Consider the following 22,166-nt stretch of genomic DNA (forward strand, 5'->3'; position numbering starts at 1 on the left):
CAGAGGTCAGATGCTGGAAGTCAGAGGTCGGAATATGAAAGAAATCGGCAACTGGTTGCCGATTTCAAATTCCAATGGCTACTTTGCATCATACACATAAATACCGCCCTTTAGTGTCTTTGTGACAAGTCCTTCATCTTCAAGATAATCAAGCTGCCCGATTGTTTCAGACATGGTGAGACTTAATTGATTTTCATATTGCTTTGGAAAAATCTGCTCACAAAGATCAAATGGTGTTTGAGCGTTTTCCAACAAAAGCTGATGCACTTTATTCGCTCTTTGTTCCTGTTTCTGCAGACGTATAGGAATGATCTCATTCACGTCTGAAAAAATGTCGCCATGTCCAGGATAAACCGTTTGAATGTCCAGTGACTGGCATTTGCTTAAGTTGGCCCGGTATTGCAACATCGGTTTGGGACGCATCACATCATTCCCGATTGGTGCTTCCAGTAGCGGATTCGGGGAAATGTGGTGAAGCAAATGGTCGCCCCCGATAAATGCCCCGTCATTTTCACGGAGAAACGACAAATGGCTCTGTGCATGCCCTTTCGTTTCGATGACCTGCCAATCGTCATGCCCGGGTAGTGTGTCCCCTTCATCCAGTGTATCCGTCAACTGCCCTTTCCCGGCAAATTGCAATGTACCGCGTAACTCATGGGAACTTGGCATCAATTCTTCCGGTACACCGCACGCAACAAAAAATTGCTGAAAAAATTGTTCATATTGGGTGAAAAACGTTTCATCCTGGGTTAACCATAAATTAACATTCTGATGAGCGATGATTGCTTCGGCACGAGGAAATGCTTCAATTAAACCAATATGGTCCGGATGATGATGGGTTAAAATAATCTGTTCAACATCATTTGGCGCATAACCCAGTTTATTTAATTGTGTTTTGAGAGCTTCCCATGCTTCTTTTGTTTTAACACCGGCATCGATAAGCGATAGTGTATCCCCTTTGAGCAAGTATACATGCACATCACCGACCGCAAATGGTGTTGGGATAGTTAGCTGACTGATTGTTTTGTCTAATACTTTCATGATTTGATAGCCTCCAAAAATGAATAACGATTCAGTGTAATGATTGCTATTATATACCTTTCTCAGAAAAAAGTCAGCTATTCTTTCTCAAAAAGCCGGTGAATCGTCTCAGTCAGTATGAATGGCAGAATTAACAAGTGATGATAACATATCAATTAATTGTTCTGTTATCTGCCAGGTTTTCATGGAATTCCTTCTCGTCCCTTATAAATTGACTTCCTTCGAAAAATCAAACACAATCAAACAGAGGTGAGTTAATTGTCAACGACCATTTTTGCACACCGGGGTACCAGCAAATACGCACCGGAAAATACGATGGCTGCCTTTCATCTCGCTTATCAGCAGGGCTCAGACGGTATTGAAACGGACGTCCATCTGACAAAAGATCATATACCGGTTTTGATGCATGATGAACGGGTCAACCGGACAACGAATGGCAGCGGCTACATAAAAGATTTCACGTTCGAACAGTTACAACAGCTTGATGCAGGTGCCTGGTTTGCCTCCGAATTCGCCGGATCACAGATTGTTCCATTGGACGAATTTCTTGAATGGATCCAAGATAAGCCATTATATTTAAATATTGAACTGAAAAATAATAAAATAGATTATAATCATCTGGAAATGATTGTTTATAACAGGGTATCACATTATCATCTTTTACATCGTACGACATTGTCAACGTTTAATCCAACCAGTTTAAGAAGACTAAAACACCTGAACCGGAATGTCGGCGTAGCCTTGTTATTATCAAAGCGTTACAAAAAACTTGTACCAATGGCTAAGGATTTGGGTGCGAATGCGATACATATTAAATTTCGGCTACTCAACCAACTTCTTGTCGACAAGTGCCATCAGGAAAATATGGCTGTCCGTGTGTATACAGTAAACAAACCTGGACAAATGCAGCGCTGTTTTGCCATGGGAAGTGACGGAATTTTTACAGATGTCCCGAAAGTGGCAGTCCATTATCATAATCAATTTGGTGCTTAATCAACGAACTGAATCAGGAGGTATTATAATGACCAAACTATTAACACCCGTTGAATTAAACAATGTTCAGCTTAAAAATCGGATCGTCATGTCACCGATGTGTATGTATTCCTGCATGGAGCAGGACGGAAAAATAACACCATTTCACATGACCCATTATGTTTCCCGGGCGGTCGGTCAGGTGGGGCTCGTCATGACCGAAGCAACAGCCGTTCTGCCGGAGGGTCGCATTTCCCATGAAGATTTAGGTATCTGGAATGACGACCATATCGACGGGCTAAAGCAATTAAACGAACAAATTCACAGCTATGGCGCAAAAACCGGTATTCAGCTCGCACACGCAGGCCGGAAAGCACGGCTTGATTCAGATATCTACGCCCCGTCAGCCTTGGCATTCAATGAACAATCAAAAACACCGACCGAAATGACTGCAACAGACATCGACAGGGCAATTGAAGCGTTTAAAAATGGCGCTAAACGTGCCAAAAAAGCCGACTTCGACATCATTGAGATTCACGGCGCGCATGGCTATTTGATTAATCAGTTCTTATCACCGCTGACCAACAAACGCGAAGGCAACTATGGGGGAAGCAGGGAAAACCGCTATCGTTTTCTATCGCAGGTAATTGAAGCCGTTAAGACGGTATGGGATGGACCATTGTTTGTCCGCCTATCGACGGATGAATATGCTGCGGGTGGCAACAAACTGGATGACATCCTCTACTTTGCTGAACAGATGAAACAGCAAGGCATCAATCTGGTTGACTGCAGCTCAGGCGGGGTTGTCCCGGCATCCATCAAACCTTACCCGGGTTACCAGGTGAAGCGCTGTGAGACCATCAAGCAGGAAACATCGATTCCTACCGGCGCGGTTGGATTAATTACAACAGGCATTCAGGCAGAGGAAATTCTGCAAAATGGCCGTGCTGATCTTGTGATTGTTGGTCGCGCGTTATTACGTAACCCATATTGGCCAAAAGCTGCAGCTGATGAATTAAATGAAACATTGACTGCGCCAAAACAGTACGAACGGGGCTGGAAGTAATGGAACTCGTTTTTCTCGGGACTGGATCAGGTGTTCCCTCCAAAGAGCGGAATGTTTCCGCAATCGCTTTGAAACTGCTGCAGGAACAAAACAGTATTTGGCTGTTTGACTGCGGGGAAGCGACCCAACACCAAATTTTGCGTACAAACATCAAACCACGGAAAATTACAAAAATTTTCATCACCCATTTACATGGCGATCATATTTTTGGGCTGCCCGGTTTGTTAAGCAGCCGGTCATTTCAAGGCGGTGAGGATCTCTTAACGATATATGGGCCTGAAGGAATCAAGGATTATATTGAAACAACCCTGGCCGTTAGCGGAACCACGCTTACCTATCCCCTTTCCATTGTGGAATTTACGGAAGGCGAAGTGTTTGAGGATGAGCAGTTTACCATCTCGTGCAAACAGCTTGATCATGGCATCCCAAGCTACGGGTTCAGGATTACGGAGAAAGATAAACCCGGGCGTCTGCTCGTCGATAAATTGAAAGCTGCCGGAATCGAGCCAGGCCCGACTTACCAGCAAATCAAAGAAAATGATGTTGTCCGGACAGATGATGGCCAGGTGATTCACCGGGCGCAATATATTGGCCCCGATAAGAGAGGCCGGGTTGTCACGATTATGGGAGACACGCGCGTATCAGACAATGAACAGTCCTTTGTCGAAGGTTCCGATGTACTGGTGCATGAAGCAACATTCGGAGAGGAAAAAGCAGACCTAGCAAAAGCTTATTTTCACTCAACAACGAAACAAGCAGCAACTCTGGCTAGGGAAAGCAATGTCGGAAAGCTCATCTTAACGCATATTTCATCTCGCTATCAACAAGAAGATGATCAGCAGCTGGTTGCAGAAGCACAGGCTATTTTTCCGGTGACGGAACTGGCCAGCGACTTTTATCAGGTGACTATTGAATCCAAATAGGAGGCGTTTGTTGTATGGGGAGATAGAAATGGAAACACTTGTCAATCGGCAGTGTGCGTTTTTTAACACCGGTGAAGCTGTTGTCAAACGACTGATGAAATAATTTAAGCGCTCGTGCTTGTTGACTGGCAAGAGCGCTTATTTTTTAAAATCATCCAGAAAGTCTTTTTGAAAACTCGTCCGTGGCTGCTCATCCCTGTCGTCATTCTGCAGCTGTTTAAATGGATTTTCCCCGTATTTCTGCGATAATTCATCAATTGCTTCATACAGTTTTTCTTTTCCTGCTTCTTTTTCGTACGTGAACAAATCCAGCTGTTTGGCAATATTGCGTTTTTCGTCAACATCCTGGACGGTAATCCCCAGCAAACGGATTGGTTCCAGATTCCAGTGTTTTTGAAACAATTCATTGGCAAAGTTCAGGATGTCCGCTTTATTTTCAATAAAATGAGGCAGCTTTTTGCTTCGCGTAATCGTCTTGCGGTCGTGATACCGGATCATAATCTGCACACTCTGTCCCACTGCCTGTTTCCGCTTCATCCTTCGTTCCACATTTTCGGCAAGTTGATGCATTAGCATACGTATTTCTGCATCATCTGTTGTATCTTCTGCCAATGTTTGGGAGCTGCCGATACTTTTGAATTCATGGACGGCATCCGGGTCAACTGGCCGCACATCAATGCCATTCGCCCTATTTTGCAGGCGTTCTCCGTTGATACCGAAGATTTGCTTCAGCTGATAAGCATCACCATTGGCCAGGTCCCCGATTACATTAATACTGATGCGACGCAATTTTTTGGCTGTCTTTTCACCAACGCCATACATTTCTTCAATCGGCAGCGGCCAGAGTTTTTCGCTGATATCACGCTTCCGTAAAATCGTGATACCCATCGGTTTTTGCATGTCTGATGCCATTTTGGCCAAAAATTTATTGGGGGCGATCCCGATGCTGCAAGGCAGATCAAGTTCATCACTGATTTTTTGCTGCAGGTTTTGGGCGATCTCAATCGGACTGCCGTACTGTTCGGTACCGGTTATATCCATATACCCCTCATCAATGGAAACCGGCTGTACATAGGGGGTTATTTCCGCAAGCATTTGAAACATTTCTTTTGATGCTGTCCGGTATCGGTCAAAATTGGGGCGCAGAACGATGAGTTTCGGACATAATTTTTTCGCCTGCCATAGTTGCATCGTTGTCTTGACACCCTTGGCCCTGGCTTCGTAACTGCTTGTAACGACGATCCCTTTGCGTTCTTCCGGATTACCGGCGATCGCCAGCGGTTTGCCCTTCAGTTTTGGATTATAGGCCACCTCAACGGAAGCATAGAAAGAATTCATGTCCACATGAAAGATGACATTGCCTTTTTTCGGGTACCATTGTAACATCGCGAGACATTCCTTTAAAACGTGTTTACATTCATTATATCATATCAGTTTAAGCCAATCCGTCGAATCATTGACACAGCCCCCGCTACGCTCACAACTCAAATTCCCAATCATCTTTAAGAATCAAATACAAAACGAATAAGGCATCTTCCATTTCCCGCGCATTCATCGTATCAGGGTCCAATCCGATTTTTGGTAGTAGCGTTGCTGACAGTTTTTTCGTTAACTGCCCCCGATCAGTTGGTTGCAATTGCATAACCCGCTCACTGTACATTTTCAGCAATTTCCATTCGTTCATGCCAAACGACCGGAGTGCCCAGTCATCGACGGATAAGCTTTCTTTTGTCAGACCTCTTACCTTGATTTCCCTATCAATCGAGCTGAATTTCTTTGCATTCTTTCCTTTTCGTTCATGTACAACAATGGTGCCTGCCACAATATCCCCGAGCCGTTTATGTCTGGAATGAAAGAAAACCCATACCATTCCCACAAAATAGGCGGAAGGAAGCATATCAATAATGCGCAGCAGATTGCGTATCAGGCTGGAAAGCAATGTGATGCTGTGCCCGTTATCTTGTATGACCCTGATACCAAGTAATTTCTTGCCAAGTGTTTTACCGCCGAAAAAGTATTCACATACGAAAAAATAACCCCAATAAACGATAAATAAAAGCATGATTGTCATAGCAAGTGGAAGAGTGGAACCGGTCAAAAATGCCGTGAAGTCAGAATCGACGACAAAAACCAAAAAAAGCACCGTCGCAAGATTAAATGCCGTCAGCAGGAGCTGGTCAATAATCATGGCCCCGGCTCTGCTTCCCAGACCTGCCAGTTTAAAATTTAATGATACAAATTCCGGCGTTTTAACAGCTACTTGTTCTTGATTCATCAATACGTGCTCCTTTTTATGATCTGAAGGTTTCATTTACCGTCAGGACAAATTATAATAGACAAAGATGCATAACAGCGTGAAAGTAGGTGCAGAGGTGACCATTAGACATTTTATCAAACAGAACCGTGACGACTGGAAACAGCTTGAAGAAGCCATCACAACGCTGGGCAAAAACAAACGCCATCTGTCAGGACGTGATATAGAACAATTCAACCAGCTCTATCAAAAAGCGGCACAGAACTTGGCTTATAGTCAAACCTATTTCCCGGGTGAAGATGTCACAGCCTATTTAAACGAACTGGTTGCCAAATCTCATAATCTATTATACAAAGATCAGGTGTCAAGTTTCCGGCAGATGCGCACTTTCTTCGGCACCACGTTTATTGGTCTGCTGATTGCACAATGGAAAGCAGTCATCGTAGCGATGCTCCTGTTTGCCGTTGGTACGCTCGCCGCATTTCTCACTGTTCTTAATGATCCGTTGAATCTTTATGCGTTGTTGCCGGAACAAGTGGCCCAGTCAGTTAACCCGGAACAGCTGGATTCGGGTAACGATTCAATCGATGCCTCCCTTATGTCCGCGCAAATTATGACGAACAATATACAGGTCGCTTTTCTTGCTTTTGCGGGTGGCATCACATTCGGGATACTGACGGTCTACATCATGGTGTCAAACGGTATCATGGTTGGGGCACTTGCCGGTTTGTACTGGCATTATGGCAGTTCCTATGAATTTTGGGCTTACATCGTCCCCCATGGTGTGATTGAACTGACAGCCATTTTTATTGCAGGTGGTGCCGGCCTGTTAATGGGCTACAGATTATTTGTGCCAGGTCCCTTCTCACGCGGCTATCAGTTAAAAAAACAAGCGAAGCGTTCTGTTCAGTTATTGCTGGGAACGATCCCGATCTTTGTGATTGCCGGCATCATTGAAGGGTTCATCACCCCGGCCGAGCTTTCATTGGAAGCAAAATATGCTGTTGCTCTATTAACGATGGCTGGCTTAATCGGCTACATCGCCAGTGGCAATACGCTGCTCCAGAAAAGCCGTATTAAAGCAGGCCTTCATTCATAATCCGAATATATTGTGAGACAGCTGTTGTGGCCAGGTGCTCTTCTTTGGCTTCTACCATGGAGAGCCCCTGCTTTTCCCAGTTCGCTTTCCGGCGTTTTTTCGTTTGTAGTTGCTGCTGGGCCATGCTTTTGATCATCGCTGTTTTCGCGTTATCCGGGCTTTGTCCCGCCATTTTCAAGACCCCGTCATCTTCAATCCCTGTTATTAGGAATATGTGCTGTCGTCTTAAGCGTGTTAACTGGTACAATGCACTTTCTTCCTGCAGAAATGTCTGAACATCACTGAACAATAAGACCAAGCTTCGTTTTTTTAGTGCGGCTGACAAATAATGGATGGCGGCTGCATAATTGGATTCACTCGCGTCCACTTGCAAATGGTAGATCGCCTGCAATATTTTTTGTAATTGTTCCATCCCTTTAGCTGCCGGGACAAAGGTTTTGATATCCCTGGAAAATGCTAGAACAGCTACATAATCGCCGTTTTTCAGGACCGCTGCGGCTGTTGTCAGGGCCGCTTCCAATGCTTTTTCCAGCCGATTTCCCTTCTTCAGCTCAGCCCCCATCATCCTGCCGCAGTCGATTAAAATTGTGACATACTTCCCGTGCTCCGGTTCATATTCATTCGTCATGACCTCTTGCCATTTTGCCGTCTGCCGCCAATTGATTTTTCGTGGGTCATCACCGACGGCATATTTGCGGATCTGGGCGAACTCCCCTGTTTCAGCACGCTGCCTGCGGATTTTTGTGCCTTCATATAATAAAAAATGTTGCGGGTTTTCCAGGTATTGTTTTGTTTCGGTTAAATCGGGGATCACGTTGACCGTCTGCTTCATCGCTACCGTCATTTGTTTTTCCCACAGCCCAAATATGCTCCGATAACGGATGAACAGTTTTGTCATCTCGTATTGTCCACGCACTGGAGCCATAACGTGATACGTCAGTACGTTATTTCCGTGTGCCTTAATCGGTTCCTCCAGGGGAAAGGGGGCCTGGAATGACTGTGGTAAGTCGTCCTTCAGCCGGACAATACAGGCATATTGTGATCGATTCGCCACGTCAATGTCAATGTTGTATGCTTTTCCCCGCTCCAGTTCATCAGGAGAACGCCGCTTTATTGTTAAATCGCTTTTTTTCGGTGACAACCGTAAATCGAGAAGACTGATCAGCAGCAAGATTCCGTTGATGCTGAATATCCAGATCCATGACAATGATATAACCCAGACGATGGCCACCATACCTATGGAAAATACAACAAACAGAACGAGGAGCCGTTTCGCCGGTAAAATGCCCCTATCTCGGAACAGCAACCGCTCCCACAAGTTCTTCAATGATTTCATCCAGACCAACTCCCTCCAATTCCATATGCGGCGCCAATTGCAATCGGTGTCTTAAGGCCGGTTTGGCGACCATTTTCACATCATCAGGGGTCACATAATCGCGGTTGGTCAAATAGGCCCAGCTTCTGGCTGCTTTTGCCATGGCAATTGCCGCCCGTGTGCTGGCCCCAAAACGGATGCCGTCCGTATCTCGTGTTCGGCGGACGATTTCCGTGATGTAATCCAAAATGTCATCATGCAATGTCGTGTTCGCGACGTCCTGACGAATGGTCGAAAACGTAGCCATATCCATGATGGGATCTATGACGGCCTCAGCCTGTGTCTTTTCGATCACATGCTTTAATACGTTCGTTTCCACCTCAAACGAAGGAAAGTCAATGGTCAGCTTCAGTAAGAAACGATCCTGCTGAGCTTCCGGCAGTGGGTATGTCCCTTCAAATTCAATCGGGTTCTGGGTCGCTGCAACAAAAAATACGTCCGGGAGCGAATAGGTGTCACCCTGAATGGTCACTTGCTTTTCTTCCATCGCTTCCAGCAGGGCGGCTTGTGTTTTGGCCGGCGTTCGGTTAATTTCATCAGCCAACAGTATATTGGCAAAGACTGGACCTTTAACCGTTTGAAAGGTACTTTCCTGCATGTTGTAAATTGTACTGCCGGTTATATCACTCGGGAGCAGATCCGGTGTGAACTGGATCCGATTAAATGTGCTGTTCAATAAATCACTTAATGTCCGTACCATTTGCGTCTTGCCGGTACCTGGAACACCCTCGATCAATACGTGGCCATCTGCCAACACAGCGGACAATAAAAGTTTCAGATTGATCGATTGACCGAGAATGTGTTCTTCATATTTTTCCATTAATACTGCCAGTTCATGTCTCAAGCTTCCTCCACCTCTTTCCGTAACTGATCGATACGTTTCGACCAGACGATATACTGTTTTTTGCTGATACGTTCTCGATGCAGGACATGGGATAACCCATCAAGGAAAGCCTCGATGTCTTCATCAGATGTTATGTTCCGTTTAAGCTGTCCGGAGATGTCTGTCCATGTTTTATAATAGGCAATCCCCCAATGTTCCTGGAGCAGTGATTTAACATAATCAGCCTGAATCCTTAGGGAATCAGCATAATTCCGGCTTCGTTGATACCAAGCGGCCAGCGCCCGGATACGTTCATCACTGAATCGAACCGTTTCTTCTCTTGGTTCAGTGACCGGACCAAAGCGCTTCCCTTCATACCAAAGCACCATCAGTGCGAACACGATCGCCTGAAGCGCAAGTGCTAACAGCCAGTCCGGATATAACGTTGTAAACGACGGGGCATTCCCGGTATGATGCACATATTCGTCGAAATAGACGATATCCCATTCATTTTTGTCCATCTGAATGAGTGAGAACAGCAATTCCAGATGATCCTTCTTCAAAATTTGGTCATTTGTCACCCATTCAGGTGTCACAGCTGCTACTAAATGCCCATTTCCGAACGTTTTTTCCGCAGCAACAGCGCCGGCATTATCCTCCAATAAGACGTTGAGACTTTCGGATGGATCGATACGGAATACTGAACGATTCTCTGCCTGATAGCGATTCCCGTCCTGATCCATAACATTTGATGGGTCATTCTCGGCCGGCATCGCATCCAAACCAAACATTCCATCCGGATTTGTGTTTAACAGCAGTATCGTGTTGCCAGCTTCCATAAACGACACATAGTCATTCATCTCCTGCCGGCCCGGGGTGAATGAGGGTTCTGCCATAATCAGCAGCTGCTTGGCGTCCTGATCGGGCAGCATATCCGGTGAATGACGCCACCTGTTAACGGTACCGATTTGATCATCCAAATATGTTTCAAATGCTTTTACACCTGTAGGCGACGGGGATTCGGAGACAAAGTCGGGATACTCGTCGGGACCATCGGGTGCAAAAAAATAGCTGATGGCGATAAACACCAGCAGGACAACAATCAGCCACACCAATGTCTTTCTGCCTAATACAGATGTTTGCACGTTTGTTGTCCCCCTTTAACCATTCCCGGAGCTATCCCCGGGTTCCTCATCAATCCATTTCAATGCCTCATCGCGATAGCGGTGATAATCGTCATTCTCTAAATGCTGTTCGCCGTAAACCGCTCTATCAAACACAGAAGCAAACTGATAAAACGAGTCCGCAAGCTGCTGATTGACTTGCTGCAGTTCGGCAGCATATTCCCAGTTGGTTTTCCATTTTCCTGCCTTCAGCCATCCCTTCTCATCAAAAGAAAGCAGAAGTGCCAAGAAGACATGCCGGGCAGCGTCCGTGTAATGTTCGGTTGCTTCCTGACGCCAGGCTGCCTGCAGGTGATCAGCAACCGTCCACTTGGTTTTATTCAGTGACTGGAGTGGCTTATATTCGGTGAAACCACGGCCTCTCCGTGAGTGACGGACATGCCGGACAACCGCCACCCCAATAAGAATGAGAACAGCCATCATGATGACAAACAGAACTATTTCCGCAAAACCGCTTGACGGTTCCAGTCCGGAAAACAATTTGGACAGCTGCTCGCCGATCCAGTCAGTCAGACGATTCCACCAGATTTCGAGAAAATTTCGGTTGTCCTCATGATAAATTTGATACGCATCTTGGTCTAAAATGCTGCGCAGTTCATCCCTTGCTTTGTCCGTATCTGTCATCACCATCACCACCGCTTTGACAAATTTGCCTTGAATGGGTTACTTGACGTTACCTGTATTCTGGTAGTCATCAATCATATCCTGCAAGTCGGACCCGTCTTGCCGGATTTTTAAGTCAAAATAAATAACGGCATAGCCAACCATAAATATCATCGTCGTCAATAACGTCACCAGATTCAAAATGATCGAATACAAAACACTGTTACCAAGCAATGCGATAAAAATGGATTCAAACGCCAGACTCACGGCAAAGAATATAAGCCAAAGGACGATGAAAATCCCTAATACTTTCCAGCTGTTCCGGCGAGTTAAGTGCCAGCTTCTGCCCAACCCCGGTATATCGTTGTCGAACACAGCGCTGCCCAGATAGAAAATCCAGCGTGACAGAAAGTAAGCTGACGTCAGGCCAACACCCAGCAACAGGATCACCATCATCACAATTCCGGACAGCGGATCTGCGAACATGCTGATAATGCTTATTATCATAATGGCAATAGACGGAATAAAAATCATGGCAAACAGGAGCAATTCAAAAATTAAACTTGCCCCTAATATGCGCCAGAACTTTGCAAATGCCTGTTTCACGACGTGGCCAACGGTAAACATCTCGTCATGTTTCAAACGGGAAACGGCCAGTAAGATCGCTGCTTGCGCCACTGGTACGAAAATTAATAGTAAAAGGCCCGTTCCAATCGTTGCCAGATCTTCCGACAAGGTTGTATTAACAGTGGCGTCAAAACTGTTCAACGTTTGATCCAACAAGTTTTCCCCGGTCACGGTTTCTCTGAAAAAACGGGTTCCGGATAATAATAAAATTAATGATTGTACTAAATAAATGGGACCCAATAACACCAATACAATCAGAAAAAACTTGGCGAAATGCTGCTTACACAACGTAAAGGCCGCGTCAAGAATTTCGCCAAACCCTTTTGGTCTGTTTAATCCTTCATTCGTCACTATAATGCCTCCTTAGCTGACATATCTATGATTCTAACATCTTTCAGCTGTTTTTCGGGAGTTGTTTTTAAAATGATCTTACAAACGATAAACGCGCCCGGATCATGATTCCTTTACCGGGCACGTTTATCGGTCACTGATGACATGTTATGTGATTCATCTGTCAGCCGTTTCCTGTACGATCGCTGTCACAAGTTTCGTCACGTTCACCAGTTCTTCAACCGGAATTCGTTCATTCGTCGTATGAATTTCCTCGTAACCGACAGCCAGATTGACGGTCGGGATGCCCAGACCGGAAATGACGTTCGCATCACTGCCTCCGCCACTTTTTTGCAGGTTGCTGTCACGGCCGATTGATTTGGCTGCATTCCGGGCCACTTCCACAACTTCATCGTCTACACCTTGGTTAAAGCCGGGATACATGATTTGCACGTCTACTTCTGCACTGCCGCCATATTGATCGGCGACGCTTTCGAACGCATCCTTCATAGCAGCAACCTGTTTTTCCATTTTTTCTGGGATGAGTGAGCGCGCTTCAGCTACGATGTCAACCCGGTCAGGAACAATATTCGTTTGTTTTCCCCCTTCAAACCGGCCAATATTGGCTGTTGTGTCCTCGTCAATGCGGCCAAGCGGCATTTTGGCAATCGCTTTGGCAGCAAGCGTGATGGCCGAAACACCTTTTTCCGGCGCTAATCCGGCGTGTGCGGTTTTACCTTTCATGACCGCAAACAATTTAGCTTGTGTTGGCGCTGCCACGATGATGTCACCGACTGTGCCATTGCTGTCAATAGCGTAACCATATTTCGCATGAATGGATGAGTCATCCAACGACTTGGCGCCCACCAGGCCGGATTCTTCCCCTACGGTGATGACAAACTGGACATCACCATGCGCAACATCGTTTTCCTGCAGCGAACGAATCATTTCCAAAATCGCCGCAAGTCCTGCCTTATCATCCGCTCCCAGGATCGTTGTACCATCCGACACGATATAGCCGTCCTCAATCGATGGTTTAATACCACTGCCAGGTACGACCGTGTCCATATGTGAGGTGAAATAAATCGGATCCACATCATCCGTGTTCCCTTTCAATGTGCCAATCAGATTGCCGGCGCCGTGTCCGGTTGTCGCTTTACTGTCATCCTCCACAACGTCGAGGCCCAAATCGGTAAATTTTCGGATTAACACGTTCGCAATCTCTGTTTCATATCCCGTTTCCGAATCGATTTGCACCAGCTCGAAAAATTCTTTAATTAATCTGTCTTGGTTGATCGCTAACATATTTTGCCTCCTGCAACCATTTATAGTGGGATATTGCCATGTTTTTTCGTTGGTCTGTCTTCTTCTTTGTTATACAACATTTCCAGTGCCTGAATTAATTTGATGCGTGTTTCCCTTGGATCAATGACATCGTCAATCATGCCAAGGCCTGCTGCGACATACGGATTGGCGAACTTTTCGCGGTACGTGCTAATTTTTTCTTGGCGCGTTGCTTCCGGATCGTCACTGTCGGCGATTTCTTTGGCAAAAATAATATTGGCAGCCCCATCCGGTCCCATCACAGCAATTTCGGCGTTGGGCCAGGCAAAGACGAGGTCAGCACCAATCGATTTGCTGTTAAGCGCAACATACGCACCGCCATAGGCCTTTCGTGTTATGACGGTTATTTTCGGAACAGTCGCCTCCGAATACGCATAAAGGATTTTCGCCCCGTGACGGATGATGCCGCCATGTTCCTGTTTGACACCAGGGAAAAAGCCGGTCACGTCTTCAAAGGTGATAAGCGCAATATTAAATGAATCGCAAAACCGGATAAACCGGGCTGCTTTATCACTGGAATCAATATCAAGGCCGCCTGCCAGATATTTTGGCTGATTGCAGACAAATCCGACAGTTTGCCCGTTGATACGTGCAAACCCGACGACAATATTTTTCGCAAAATCTTTATGTATTTCGTAAAAACTTCCCGGATCGACTACCTGTTCGATCACAGCCTTCACATCATACGGACGTGTGGCATCAAACGGAACAATATCCGTCAGATCAGGCCGTGTTTCGTCGTTCAATGAAGACTGTTGCAACGGCGGTTTTTCTTGGTAGTTGGCCGGCAAATAAGCAACAAGTTCCTTGACGGCATCCAGTGCTTCTTCTTCATTGGCAGCTTTTATATGGGCGTTGCCGCTTTTGCTATTATGGACATCGGCTCCGCCTAGTTCCTCGGGGGAGATTTGTTCCCCGGTTACCGTTTCAATCACTTTCGGTCCGGTAATAAACATTTGTGACGTTTTTTCGACCATGATGACAAAGTCAGTAATAGCCGGTGAATAAACGGCACCGCCGGCACTGGGTCCCATAATGACTGATATCTGCGGGATGACCCCCGAATAAACAGCATTTCGGTAAAAGACGTGCCCATACCCGTCAAGTGAGGATACGCCTTCCTGGATCCGGGCACCACCGGAGTCGTTCAGACCGATGAACGGCGCCCCGGTTTTGACGGCTAAATCCATGGCAGCCGCAATTTTCTTGCCGTGCATTTCGCCAAGCGCACCGCCATAAACGGTGAAATCCTGGGCGAATAAATAGACAGCCCGCCCATTTATTTTGCCATAGCCGGTCACAACACCTTCACCATTTGCATGGGAATTATTCATGCCAAAATCCGTTTCCCGATGCTCAATAAACGGATTCAATTCAACAAACGACCCGTTATCCAGTAAATAATCTATCCGTTCCCGTGCCGTCAATTTCCCTTTGTCATGCTGTTTGTCAATCCGTTCATCACCACCGCCAAGCTCTACCTGTCGGCGTTTATCATATAATTCGTTAATTTTATCAAAAATATCCATTATTGTTCACTTCCCTCCGGATGCTCACACAATTCAAACAGGACACTGTTGGCAGCTTTCGGATGCAAAAAGGCTACATGACTGCCATGAGCCCCTTCTACTGGTGTTTCATTGATCATTCGGATACCTTCAGATGCCAGCTTCTCCAAACGTTGTGCAAGATTGCTTGTTTCCAGGGCGATATGATGAACACCCTCACCTTTTTTATCCAAAAAACGCTGAATCGGGGAATCGTCGTTCAAGGGTTCTAATAGTTCAATCCGGGATTCACCAATTTTAAGGAAGGCCGTCTTGACACCCTCTGTTTCAACGGTTTCCACACCTTCCATTTCCAATCCCAACATATCCGTATAAAACGGGAGTGCCTGGTCAATTTGCCGGACAGCAATACCGATATGGGCTATTTTTTCCGGCGGTTCCATTGCCGCTTCCGGATGAACCAGTTGCTTGATATATGTGGCAAGTGCTTCGATTGAAGCGCCGCTAGTAAAGATTTTTTGCACACCTTGTTCCAGCAAATAGGGTATATCTTCCGCCGGAATGACTCCGCCGCCTACAACCGGGATATCAGCTGCATTTTGGTCTTTCAATGTTTGGATCACTTTTGGGAATAATGTCTTATGAGCGCCTGACAGAGAAGACAGTCCGATGACATCCACATCTTCCTGAATCGCTGCCTGGACAATTTGCACCGGTGATTGCCGCAGCCCGGTATAAATCACTTCCATTCCGTGATCACGCAAAGCCTGGGCAATCACCAGCGCACCACGGTCATGTCCATCCAGTCCGGGCTTTGCGATTAATACGCGTATTTTCCCCATGTTGCTTTCCCCCATTTGTAAATGATTAAATACCTGTGAACGTATGCTGAAGTCGGCCGGTTCACCAATGTCTGCTGTTCTGCCCCTGATGGCGTAGTTTTCTTATATGCCTGTATATTCACCGAATTCATCACGAAGTACATGACAAATTTCACCGACGGTCGCATAAACCCTGACAGCATCCAGAATATAAGGTATCAGATTAGCATCCGGGTTCCTGGCCTGTTCGCGCAATGCCGCGAGCGAACGATCAACTGGTTCCTGATCACGCTTGCTGCGGGTTGCCGTTAACGAATTGATCTGTGCTGCTTCAAGGGCTTCATCAACCTTTAGTAGATCCGGATTAACTTCTTCATCAAGCTTATATTGGTTTAAGCCAACAATAATCTCTTCTTCTTGTTCAATCTTCTTTTGTGTTTCGTAAGCCGTTCGTTGGATCTCCCGCTGCATATAGCCTTCTTCTACAGCTTTAACGGCTCCGCCAATATCCCTGATCTGGTCAAGATAGTTGTTCACGTCTTCTTCAATCCGGTCTGTTAGCGATTCAACGTAATATGAGCCACCCAATGGGTCAACTGTATCGGCCACACCACTTTCGTGGGCCATAATTTGCTGCGTCCTGAGAGCAATCCGGGCCGAATCTTCAGTAGGTAGTGACAATGCTTCATCACGGGAATTCGTATGCAAACTTTGTGTACCGCCGAGCACAGCGGCAAGCGCTTGCATTGTGACACGAACAACATTGTTATCAGGTTGCTGCGCAGTCAGGGTCGACCCGCCTGTTTGCGTGTGAAAGCGTAATTTCCAGCTTTTCGGATTTTCTGCCTGGTAATACTCTTTCATGATCCTGGCCCAAATTCGGCGTGCTGCACGGAATTTAGCAACTTCCTCGAAGAAATTGTTATGGGCATTAAAGAAAAAGGCAAGTCTTGGCGCAAACGCATCAATATCGAGTCCTGCCGCCAGTGCGGCATCCACATACGCCATACCATTCGCAATGGTAAAGGCCACTTCCTGTACGGCTGTGGAACCAGCTTCACGGATATGATAACCCGAAATGCTGATCGTATTAAATTTCGGCACATACTGCTGGCAAAATTCAAATATATTGGTGATTAACCGCATCGACGGTTTTGGCGGATAGATATATGTACCACGGGCAATATATTCTTTTAAAATATCATTCTGGATCGTGCCTGTCAGTTTTTCCAGCGGGACGCCCTGTTTTTCTCCGACCGCGAGATACATGCATAGCAGTACGGATGCCGGCGCATTAATTGTCATCGATGTACTCACTTTATCAAGTGGAATCCGGTCAAGCAACTGTTCCATATCATGCAGCGAGTCAATCGCGACACCCACCTTGCCGACTTCCCCCTCGGCCATCACGTCATCGGAATCATAACCGATTTGGGTTGGTAAATCAAAAGCGACGGATAAACCAGTCTGTCCTTGATCAAGCAAATAGCGGAACCGTTGATTGGTTTCTTCAGCCGACCCGAATCCGGCATATTGCCGCATCGTCCATAACCGGCTACGATACATGGTTGGCTGGATTCCGCGCGTATAGGGATACTCACCCGGAAAACCGAGCTTTTCTTCGTACGTTTCATCGTCGTCGGGATGATACAACCGGTCAACCGTTAAGTCGGACGAGGTTGTGAAGGGATCTTTTCGTTCCGGGAAACGCTCCAGCGTTTTCTTGACGGACGCTTCCCATTTATCTTGTTTGGATTGATATTGCTGATCACTCATCATCTTAAACCTCCAGTTTTTATTGACTGATAAAAAACACATGCCATGGCACTTGTCTCACGTCTCAATTAACGGTAAAATACAAGTCAGGAAAAGGTCTTAAGGAGGAATAACATTGGCCACAGGAAAAAAGTCTAAACGCGAGCGCAGAATAAAAGTTGTTGTCTATATTATGATTCTGGCAATGGTCCTTTCATCTTTGACAATGGGGCTATCAATGTTTATTTAACGAAAAGCCACACCCCTTCATTCCTGGCTGAAGCGGGATAGCTGGGTAACAGCGAATTTCCATAATCGGATTGAACTTGGCAGACCGGGATTACGGGATTAATCGTTATTCCGGTCTTTTTTTATGCGTTTTTTGTCACTGATATCACTTTTTTTGAATCGTTTCTTGACAAGCAAGTAATCTTCTATTTCGTGCAATAGACGAAATAGATTCGCCCGGGTTTCAAACTCTTCCTGTGTTTTCGGCAATGGTTCTTGATCGAATGTCTGCCGCAAGTCTTCCAGTTCATCCAGGTAAAGAACAGCTGTATTACCCGGGTGGACAGCATCTCCAAGTTTTTCAAAAAAGTCGGCAATCTTTATGGAAATAGCATCCCTGTTCGGCAGTCTACTGACGAGCGGCAGCATTTTCTCCAACAATTCCAGCTGCTTACTGCGCATTTTAAAATAATCATGGTATGGATGCCTGTTGCGTAATAAGTGATTTTCTTTATCCAATAATACCAGGTCCATGGCGTCTTGTAATATGTCTTCACAAATACCCAGTTCTTTTCCGTTCCAATTTTCGTTTTTATCCCGTATGTATAAAGCGATTTCATTTAATATGATCTGGAAATAGTATTCCAATTCGTCCTGCTTTTGTTTAAGCTGATGTTCTAGACTCGGCATATATAAATTGACGAGCAACGCGGTACCGATACCAATAATGATGATAACAAACTGTTCCGTCAGAAAAGACAGTGACAGATGCTGGGCACTGTATAAATTTAAAATGATGACCGAACTTGTTGCAATACCCGGTGTAACCTTCAACCAAACCGTTACGGGTATGAAACAAATGAGCATCGCACCGATGACTATCGGATGATAACCGATCAATTCGAAAAATAAGACTGAAAACAGCGCCGCCACAACACAAGCCAAAAAACGATGCCATGCGCTCAGGACAGACCGTTTACGGGAAGGCTGAATGCATAAAATCGTTAAAATGCCCGCAGAAATAAAATTCGTCAGCCCCAAAACCTGTGCAATCGAAATGGAAATCGGCGTTCCTAGCGCTGTCTTGATGGTACGGGAGCCAATTTTCACGTTGCATTCTCCTTAAGCTGTTATTCAATCAGGTGTTTTAAGAAAAACTCGGCTCACGCCTCGTCTTTCTAGAGGTCAGATGCCGGAAGTCAGACTTGAGAAAATCAGCGACATAGCCGATTTCGGTATTGAAAACATCCAAAATTTTATACTTCCATATCTTTTAACAAAATAAGGCTGACCCGTTTTATTCTCTGACAGCCAGCCTTACCCTTAAATCTTTTATGTTTAAACCTCGTTACAATGGTCATCAAATACTTTTTGCAGTTTGCCGACAACATCCATAGCACTGTAGCCTTCTATATCTGAACGTTCAAGCATTGTGACGATTTGGCCGTCCTTCATGAATGCAAATGACGGTGATGAAGGTGGAAAGCCTTCAAAATACTCCCGGGCCTTTTCGGTTGCTTCACGGTCTTGCCCGGCAAACACGGTGACCAGATGATCAGGTCGTTTATCATAATGGATCGCATTAGCTGCAGCAGGGCGTGCAACACCACCGGCACAGCCACATGTCGAGTTAATCATGACCAGTGTGGAGCCGTCGCGTTTCAGGGCGCCATCAACAGATTCGGGTGTTGTCAATTCTTCATATCCCGCTTCCCGCACATCTTCCCGTGCAGCATTTACGACATCGTTCATGAACAGATTAAAATCCATATGAACATCCATCCCCTTTTAAGTAATAATTGGTAGTGCCTAGGATTAGCTTATCAATTTTTTTCGCGGAATTCAATTCAGATAACTTATGATACGTGCAGACGGAACCCTTTAGGCGATCCCTTTTCTGCAATGTCACCTTGGTCAGCCCACCCGGGTTTGTCAATAAATGTCTGTGGTAGCTGCCTTGGTGTTTTCCACAATCTCTTTTACCTTTGCCAAAAACTGCCCAGCAATCAGGCCATCAAGCACCCGGTGGTCGAGTGATAAACACAGGTTTACCATATCACGGGCGGCAAACATGTCATCAATCATGACAGGTCGTTTGACAATCGACTCAATCTGCAATATCGCAGCCTGTGGGGGATTGATGACACCCATTGACTGGACAGATCCAAATGCCCCGGTATTGTTAACCGTGAACGTGCCTCCCTGCATATCGTCAGAGGTCAGCTGACCAGCACGTGCGCGGGTTGCCAGATCACTTATATCCTTGGCAATTCCTTTAATGCTTTTTTCGTCAGCGTTTTTAATGACCGGCACAAAAAGTTCCTGGCCTTTTGCAACCGCAATGGACAGGTTGATATCACGATGCTGAATGATTTTATCGTCGGCCCATGTGCTGTTGAGCTGTGGATATTCTTTTAGGGCCCGGGCGACAGCTTTGACAAAAAAGGCAAAGTACGTGAGACTGAAACCTTCATTTTGTTTAAAGTCGTCCTTCACGTGATTGCGATAACGCACAAGATCGGTCACATCAGCCTCAACCATCATCCAGGCATGTGGTATCTCCTGGGTGGACCGCACCATATTTTGGGCGATTGTCTTCCGGACACCGGTCACAGGTATTTCGATATCCCCCGTTCCCGCCGATTGTTGTGTTTCAGCCGGCCGCTCGAGCTGCTGTGCCTTTCTTTGTTCCGGATCGGAAGTGGCTGTATCCTTTTCCACGGGAGCTGAGGCAGGCCTGTCACCTGATAGCAATGTTTCAATGTCTTTTCGCGTAATGCGTCCACCCCGGCCGGAACCGTGTACTTGCGCCAAGTCAATGTCATGTTCCTGAGCCAGCCTGAGGACAGCAGGTGAATACCGTTTTTTCATCGACAGATCCCCAGCAGGTTGCTGCTCAGTCATTTCCTGCTTTTCATCCGATTGCTTAGTTGACGTGGCCCCGTTGTCTTCTGATGCATCCTCTGTGTCAACATAGCACATGAGATCGCCGACTTGAAGGGTGTCCCCTTCCTGGGCAACTAGTTCTTTGATAACGCCCGTAAATGACGATGGCACTTCGGCATTGACCTTATCCGTCATGACTTCTGCAATCGGATCGTATTTGTTGATGTGATCCCCTGAACTGATCAACCAGGAGCTGATCGTTCCTTCTGTTACACTTTCCCCGAGCTGCGGCATGTTGATTTTTTCGGTTGCCATCCTAAACACACCTCCTCCTTTCTGAGATTAAAATTCTGCGAGCTCACGAATGGCCGTTTCAACTTTATCCGGATTGATCATAAAATATTTTTCCAGCGTCGGGGCAAATGGCATGGCCGGTATATCAGGACCAGCCAGACGCTGAACCGGTGCATCAAGATCAAACAGGCAGTTTTCAGCGATGATGGCAGCCACTTCCCCAATGATGCTGCCTTCCTTATTGTCCTCGGTTATCAAAAGCACTTTACCGGTTTTAGCCGCTGCCTTAATAATTGCTTCCTGGTCCAATGGGTATACAGTTCGTAAATCGAGGATATGCGTGTCAATTTCTTCTTCCGCCAATTTCTCTGCAGCCTGAAGGGCAAAATGAACGGACAGGCCATAGGTTATCACGGTCACATCAGCGCCTTCCCGTTTCACATCTGCTTTGCCGATCGGGAGAACATAATCATCTTCCGGGACATCGCTTTTGAGCAGGCGATAGGCTCTTTTATGCTCAAAGAAAAGCACTGGATCGTTATCACGAATGGAAGCTTTCAAGAGACCTTTGGCATCATATGGCGTCGACGGCATGACAATTTTCAGCCCAGGCTGGTTAGCAAACACTGCCTCAACCGATTGTGAGTGATATAACGCGCCATGTACACCACCACCATATGGCGCCCGGATAGTCATCGGCACGTCCCAGTCGTTATTGGAACGGTAACGCATTTTGGCCGCCTCCGAAATAATCTGGTTTACAGCCGGCATAATAAAATCGGCAAACTGCATTTCCGCAACCGGACGCATGCCATACATGGCAGCTCCAATCCCAACGCCGGCGATGGCAGATTCAGCCAGAGGGGTATCAAGTACACGATATTCGCCGAATTCATCATACAGGCCTTTGGTAGCTCCGAAAACACCACCTTTTTTACCAACATCCTCCCCCAAAATAAACACTTTCTCATCACGTTGCATCTCTTCTCGTAAAGCAGCTGTTACTGCTTGGATATAGGATATGACTGGCATT

At 46.1% G+C, this 22,166-nt stretch carries 21 protein-coding genes; 5 read left to right on the forward strand and 16 right to left on the reverse strand.

Going from position 1 to position 22,166, the window contains the following annotated elements:
• Positions 1-78 precede the first annotated feature (78 nt).
• The gene (locus ACFQ4A_RS02875) at positions 79-1,041 is read right to left on the reverse strand and encodes an MBL fold metallo-hydrolase (RefSeq protein WP_382397363.1); all 963 of its coding nucleotides are present in this window, start codon (positions 1,039-1,041) and stop codon (positions 79-81) included.
• Positions 1,042-1,299: 258 nt separating this feature from the next.
• Here ACFQ4A_RS02875 and ACFQ4A_RS02880 point away from each other — a divergent pair, with 258 nt between their 5' ends.
• The 3 genes from ACFQ4A_RS02880 to rnz are packed head-to-tail and all read left to right on the forward strand — an operon-like array spanning position 1,300 to position 4,002.
• Positions 1,300-2,034 carry a glycerophosphodiester phosphodiesterase gene (locus ACFQ4A_RS02880; RefSeq protein WP_382397365.1) on the forward strand — a complete coding sequence of 245 codons (735 nt, stop codon included), beginning with the start codon at positions 1,300-1,302 and terminating at the stop codon, positions 2,032-2,034.
• A 28-nt stretch (positions 2,035-2,062) separates the two neighbouring features.
• Positions 2,063-3,079 carry an NADPH dehydrogenase NamA gene (gene namA, locus ACFQ4A_RS02885; RefSeq protein WP_382397367.1) on the forward strand — a complete coding sequence of 339 codons (1,017 nt, stop codon included), beginning with the start codon at positions 2,063-2,065 and terminating at the stop codon, positions 3,077-3,079.
• Positions 3,079-4,002: a ribonuclease Z gene (gene rnz / locus ACFQ4A_RS02890; protein WP_382397369.1), complete on the forward strand. Its 924-nt coding sequence runs from the start codon at positions 3,079-3,081 to the stop codon at positions 4,000-4,002. The genes namA and rnz overlap by 1 nt, the downstream gene beginning before the upstream one ends.
• A 138-nt stretch (positions 4,003-4,140) precedes the next feature.
• Here the strand turns inward: rnz and ACFQ4A_RS02895 are convergent, their stop codons facing one another.
• Together ACFQ4A_RS02895 and ACFQ4A_RS02900 are read right to left on the reverse strand one after the other, a co-directional pair.
• Positions 4,141-5,388, reverse strand: coding sequence for a DNA polymerase IV (locus ACFQ4A_RS02895; RefSeq protein WP_382397371.1), 1,248 nt, complete (start codon positions 5,386-5,388; stop codon positions 4,141-4,143).
• Positions 5,389-5,479: 91 nt separating this feature from the next.
• On the reverse strand, positions 5,480-6,277 hold the full coding sequence (locus ACFQ4A_RS02900; protein ID WP_382397373.1) for an RDD family protein: 798 nt from the start codon (positions 6,275-6,277) through the stop codon (positions 5,480-5,482).
• A 97-nt stretch (positions 6,278-6,374) separates the two neighbouring features.
• Between ACFQ4A_RS02900 and ACFQ4A_RS02905 the strand changes: the two genes are divergently transcribed.
• Positions 6,375-7,355 carry a stage II sporulation protein M gene (locus tag ACFQ4A_RS02905; protein WP_382397525.1) on the forward strand — a complete coding sequence of 327 codons (981 nt, stop codon included), beginning with the start codon at positions 6,375-6,377 and terminating at the stop codon, positions 7,353-7,355.
• Here the strand turns inward: ACFQ4A_RS02905 and ACFQ4A_RS02910 are convergent.
• From ACFQ4A_RS02910 to ACFQ4A_RS02950, 9 genes are all read right to left on the reverse strand, one after another.
• A complete protein-coding gene (locus ACFQ4A_RS02910; RefSeq protein WP_382397375.1) occupies positions 7,333-8,691 on the reverse strand; it encodes a DUF58 domain-containing protein in 1,359 nt (452 codons plus the stop codon). The genes ACFQ4A_RS02905 and ACFQ4A_RS02910 overlap by 23 nt on opposite strands.
• Positions 8,645-9,574, reverse strand: coding sequence for an AAA family ATPase (locus tag ACFQ4A_RS02915; RefSeq protein WP_382397377.1), 930 nt, complete (start codon positions 9,572-9,574; stop codon positions 8,645-8,647). Before ACFQ4A_RS02915 ends, ACFQ4A_RS02910 begins: the two co-directional genes overlap by 47 nt.
• Positions 9,571-10,698, reverse strand: coding sequence for a DUF4350 domain-containing protein (locus tag ACFQ4A_RS02920; RefSeq protein ID WP_382397379.1), 1,128 nt, complete (start codon positions 10,696-10,698; stop codon positions 9,571-9,573). The genes ACFQ4A_RS02915 and ACFQ4A_RS02920 overlap by 4 nt, the downstream gene beginning before the upstream one ends.
• A gap of 15 nt (positions 10,699-10,713) precedes the next feature.
• Positions 10,714-11,361 (reverse strand): DUF4129 domain-containing protein, encoded by a 648-nt coding sequence (locus tag ACFQ4A_RS02925; protein WP_382397381.1) that lies wholly within the window; start codon positions 11,359-11,361, stop codon positions 10,714-10,716.
• Between the two features lie 39 nt (positions 11,362-11,400).
• Positions 11,401-12,318, reverse strand: a complete 918-nt coding sequence (locus tag ACFQ4A_RS02930) for a hypothetical protein (protein ID WP_382397383.1) — start codon at positions 12,316-12,318, stop codon at positions 11,401-11,403.
• 156 nt (positions 12,319-12,474) lie between these two features.
• Positions 12,475-13,602: a M20/M25/M40 family metallo-hydrolase gene (locus tag ACFQ4A_RS02935; RefSeq protein WP_382397385.1), complete on the reverse strand. Its 1,128-nt coding sequence runs from the start codon at positions 13,600-13,602 to the stop codon at positions 12,475-12,477.
• Positions 13,603-13,622: 20 nt separating this feature from the next.
• On the reverse strand, positions 13,623-15,170 hold the full coding sequence (locus tag ACFQ4A_RS02940; protein WP_382397387.1) for an acyl-CoA carboxylase subunit beta: 1,548 nt from the start codon (positions 15,168-15,170) through the stop codon (positions 13,623-13,625).
• Complete coding sequence (gene mce, locus ACFQ4A_RS02945) at positions 15,170-15,991, reverse strand: methylmalonyl-CoA epimerase (RefSeq protein WP_382397389.1); 822 nt, start codon at positions 15,989-15,991, stop codon at positions 15,170-15,172. Before mce ends, ACFQ4A_RS02940 begins: the two co-directional genes overlap by 1 nt.
• A gap of 102 nt (positions 15,992-16,093) precedes the next feature.
• Positions 16,094-17,749 carry an acyl-CoA mutase large subunit family protein gene (locus ACFQ4A_RS02950; protein WP_382397391.1) on the reverse strand — a complete coding sequence of 552 codons (1,656 nt, stop codon included), beginning with the start codon at positions 17,747-17,749 and terminating at the stop codon, positions 16,094-16,096.
• 112 nt (positions 17,750-17,861) lie between these two features.
• Between ACFQ4A_RS02950 and prli42 the strand changes: the two genes are divergently transcribed.
• A complete protein-coding gene (gene prli42 / locus ACFQ4A_RS02955) occupies positions 17,862-17,975 on the forward strand; it encodes a stressosome-associated protein Prli42 (protein WP_382397393.1) in 114 nt (37 codons plus the stop codon).
• 98 nt (positions 17,976-18,073) lie between these two features.
• On the opposite strand, the gene ACFQ4A_RS02960 is transcribed toward prli42, so the two are convergent.
• The 4 genes from ACFQ4A_RS02960 to ACFQ4A_RS02975 all read right to left on the reverse strand — a co-directional run bounded on the left by ACFQ4A_RS02960 (position 18,074) and on the right by ACFQ4A_RS02975 (position 22,165).
• Positions 18,074-19,063, reverse strand: a complete 990-nt coding sequence (locus ACFQ4A_RS02960; RefSeq protein WP_382397395.1) for an aromatic acid exporter family protein — start codon at positions 19,061-19,063, stop codon at positions 18,074-18,076.
• 228 nt (positions 19,064-19,291) lie between these two features.
• Entirely contained in the window at positions 19,292-19,723 is a 432-nt protein-coding gene (locus tag ACFQ4A_RS02965) for a BrxA/BrxB family bacilliredoxin (protein ID WP_382397397.1), read from the reverse strand.
• Positions 19,724-19,885: 162 nt separating this feature from the next.
• Positions 19,886-21,154 (reverse strand): dihydrolipoamide acetyltransferase family protein, encoded by a 1,269-nt coding sequence (locus tag ACFQ4A_RS02970; RefSeq protein ID WP_382397399.1) that lies wholly within the window; start codon positions 21,152-21,154, stop codon positions 19,886-19,888.
• A 27-nt stretch (positions 21,155-21,181) separates the two neighbouring features.
• Positions 21,182-22,165: an alpha-ketoacid dehydrogenase subunit beta gene (locus ACFQ4A_RS02975; protein WP_382397401.1), complete on the reverse strand. Its 984-nt coding sequence runs from the start codon at positions 22,163-22,165 to the stop codon at positions 21,182-21,184.
• Position 22,166: the final 1 nt, after the last annotated feature.

It is taken from the genome of Lentibacillus salinarum (genome assembly GCF_042679865.1).
Classification (GTDB): domain Bacteria; phylum Bacillota; class Bacilli; order Bacillales; family Amphibacillaceae; genus Lentibacillus; species Lentibacillus salinarum.

Excerpts from the sequence above, each read along its gene's own strand:
- ACFQ4A_RS02875 (WP_382397363.1), bottom strand. The coding sequence starts at position 1,041 with ATGAAAGTATTAGACAAAACAATCAGTCAGCTAACTATCCCAACACCA.
- namA (WP_382397367.1), top strand. The coding sequence starts at position 2,063 with ATGACCAAACTATTAACACCCGTTGAATTAAACAATGTTCAGCTTAAA.
- rnz (WP_382397369.1), top strand. The coding sequence starts at position 3,079 with ATGGAACTCGTTTTTCTCGGGACTGGATCAGGTGTTCCCTCCAAAGAG.
- ACFQ4A_RS02895 (WP_382397371.1), bottom strand. The coding sequence starts at position 5,388 with ATGTTACAATGGTACCCGAAAAAAGGCAATGTCATCTTTCATGTGGAC.
- ACFQ4A_RS02900 (WP_382397373.1), bottom strand. The coding sequence starts at position 6,277 with ATGAATCAAGAACAAGTAGCTGTTAAAACGCCGGAATTTGTATCATTA.
- ACFQ4A_RS02910 (WP_382397375.1), bottom strand. The coding sequence starts at position 8,691 with ATGAAATCATTGAAGAACTTGTGGGAGCGGTTGCTGTTCCGAGATAGG.
- ACFQ4A_RS02925 (WP_382397381.1), bottom strand. The coding sequence starts at position 11,361 with ATGACAGATACGGACAAAGCAAGGGATGAACTGCGCAGCATTTTAGAC.
- ACFQ4A_RS02935 (WP_382397385.1), bottom strand. The coding sequence starts at position 13,602 with ATGTTAGCGATCAACCAAGACAGATTAATTAAAGAATTTTTCGAGCTG.
- ACFQ4A_RS02940 (WP_382397387.1), bottom strand. The coding sequence starts at position 15,170 with ATGGATATTTTTGATAAAATTAACGAATTATATGATAAACGCCGACAG.
- mce (WP_382397389.1), bottom strand. The coding sequence starts at position 15,991 with ATGGGGAAAATACGCGTATTAATCGCAAAGCCCGGACTGGATGGACAT.
- ACFQ4A_RS02950 (WP_382397391.1), bottom strand. The coding sequence starts at position 17,749 with ATGATGAGTGATCAGCAATATCAATCCAAACAAGATAAATGGGAAGCG.
- ACFQ4A_RS02965 (WP_382397397.1), bottom strand. The coding sequence starts at position 19,723 with ATGGATTTTAATCTGTTCATGAACGATGTCGTAAATGCTGCACGGGAA.
- ACFQ4A_RS02970 (WP_382397399.1), bottom strand. The coding sequence starts at position 21,154 with ATGGCAACCGAAAAAATCAACATGCCGCAGCTCGGGGAAAGTGTAACA.
- ACFQ4A_RS02975 (WP_382397401.1), bottom strand. The coding sequence starts at position 22,165 with ATGCCAGTCATATCCTATATCCAAGCAGTAACAGCTGCTTTACGAGAA.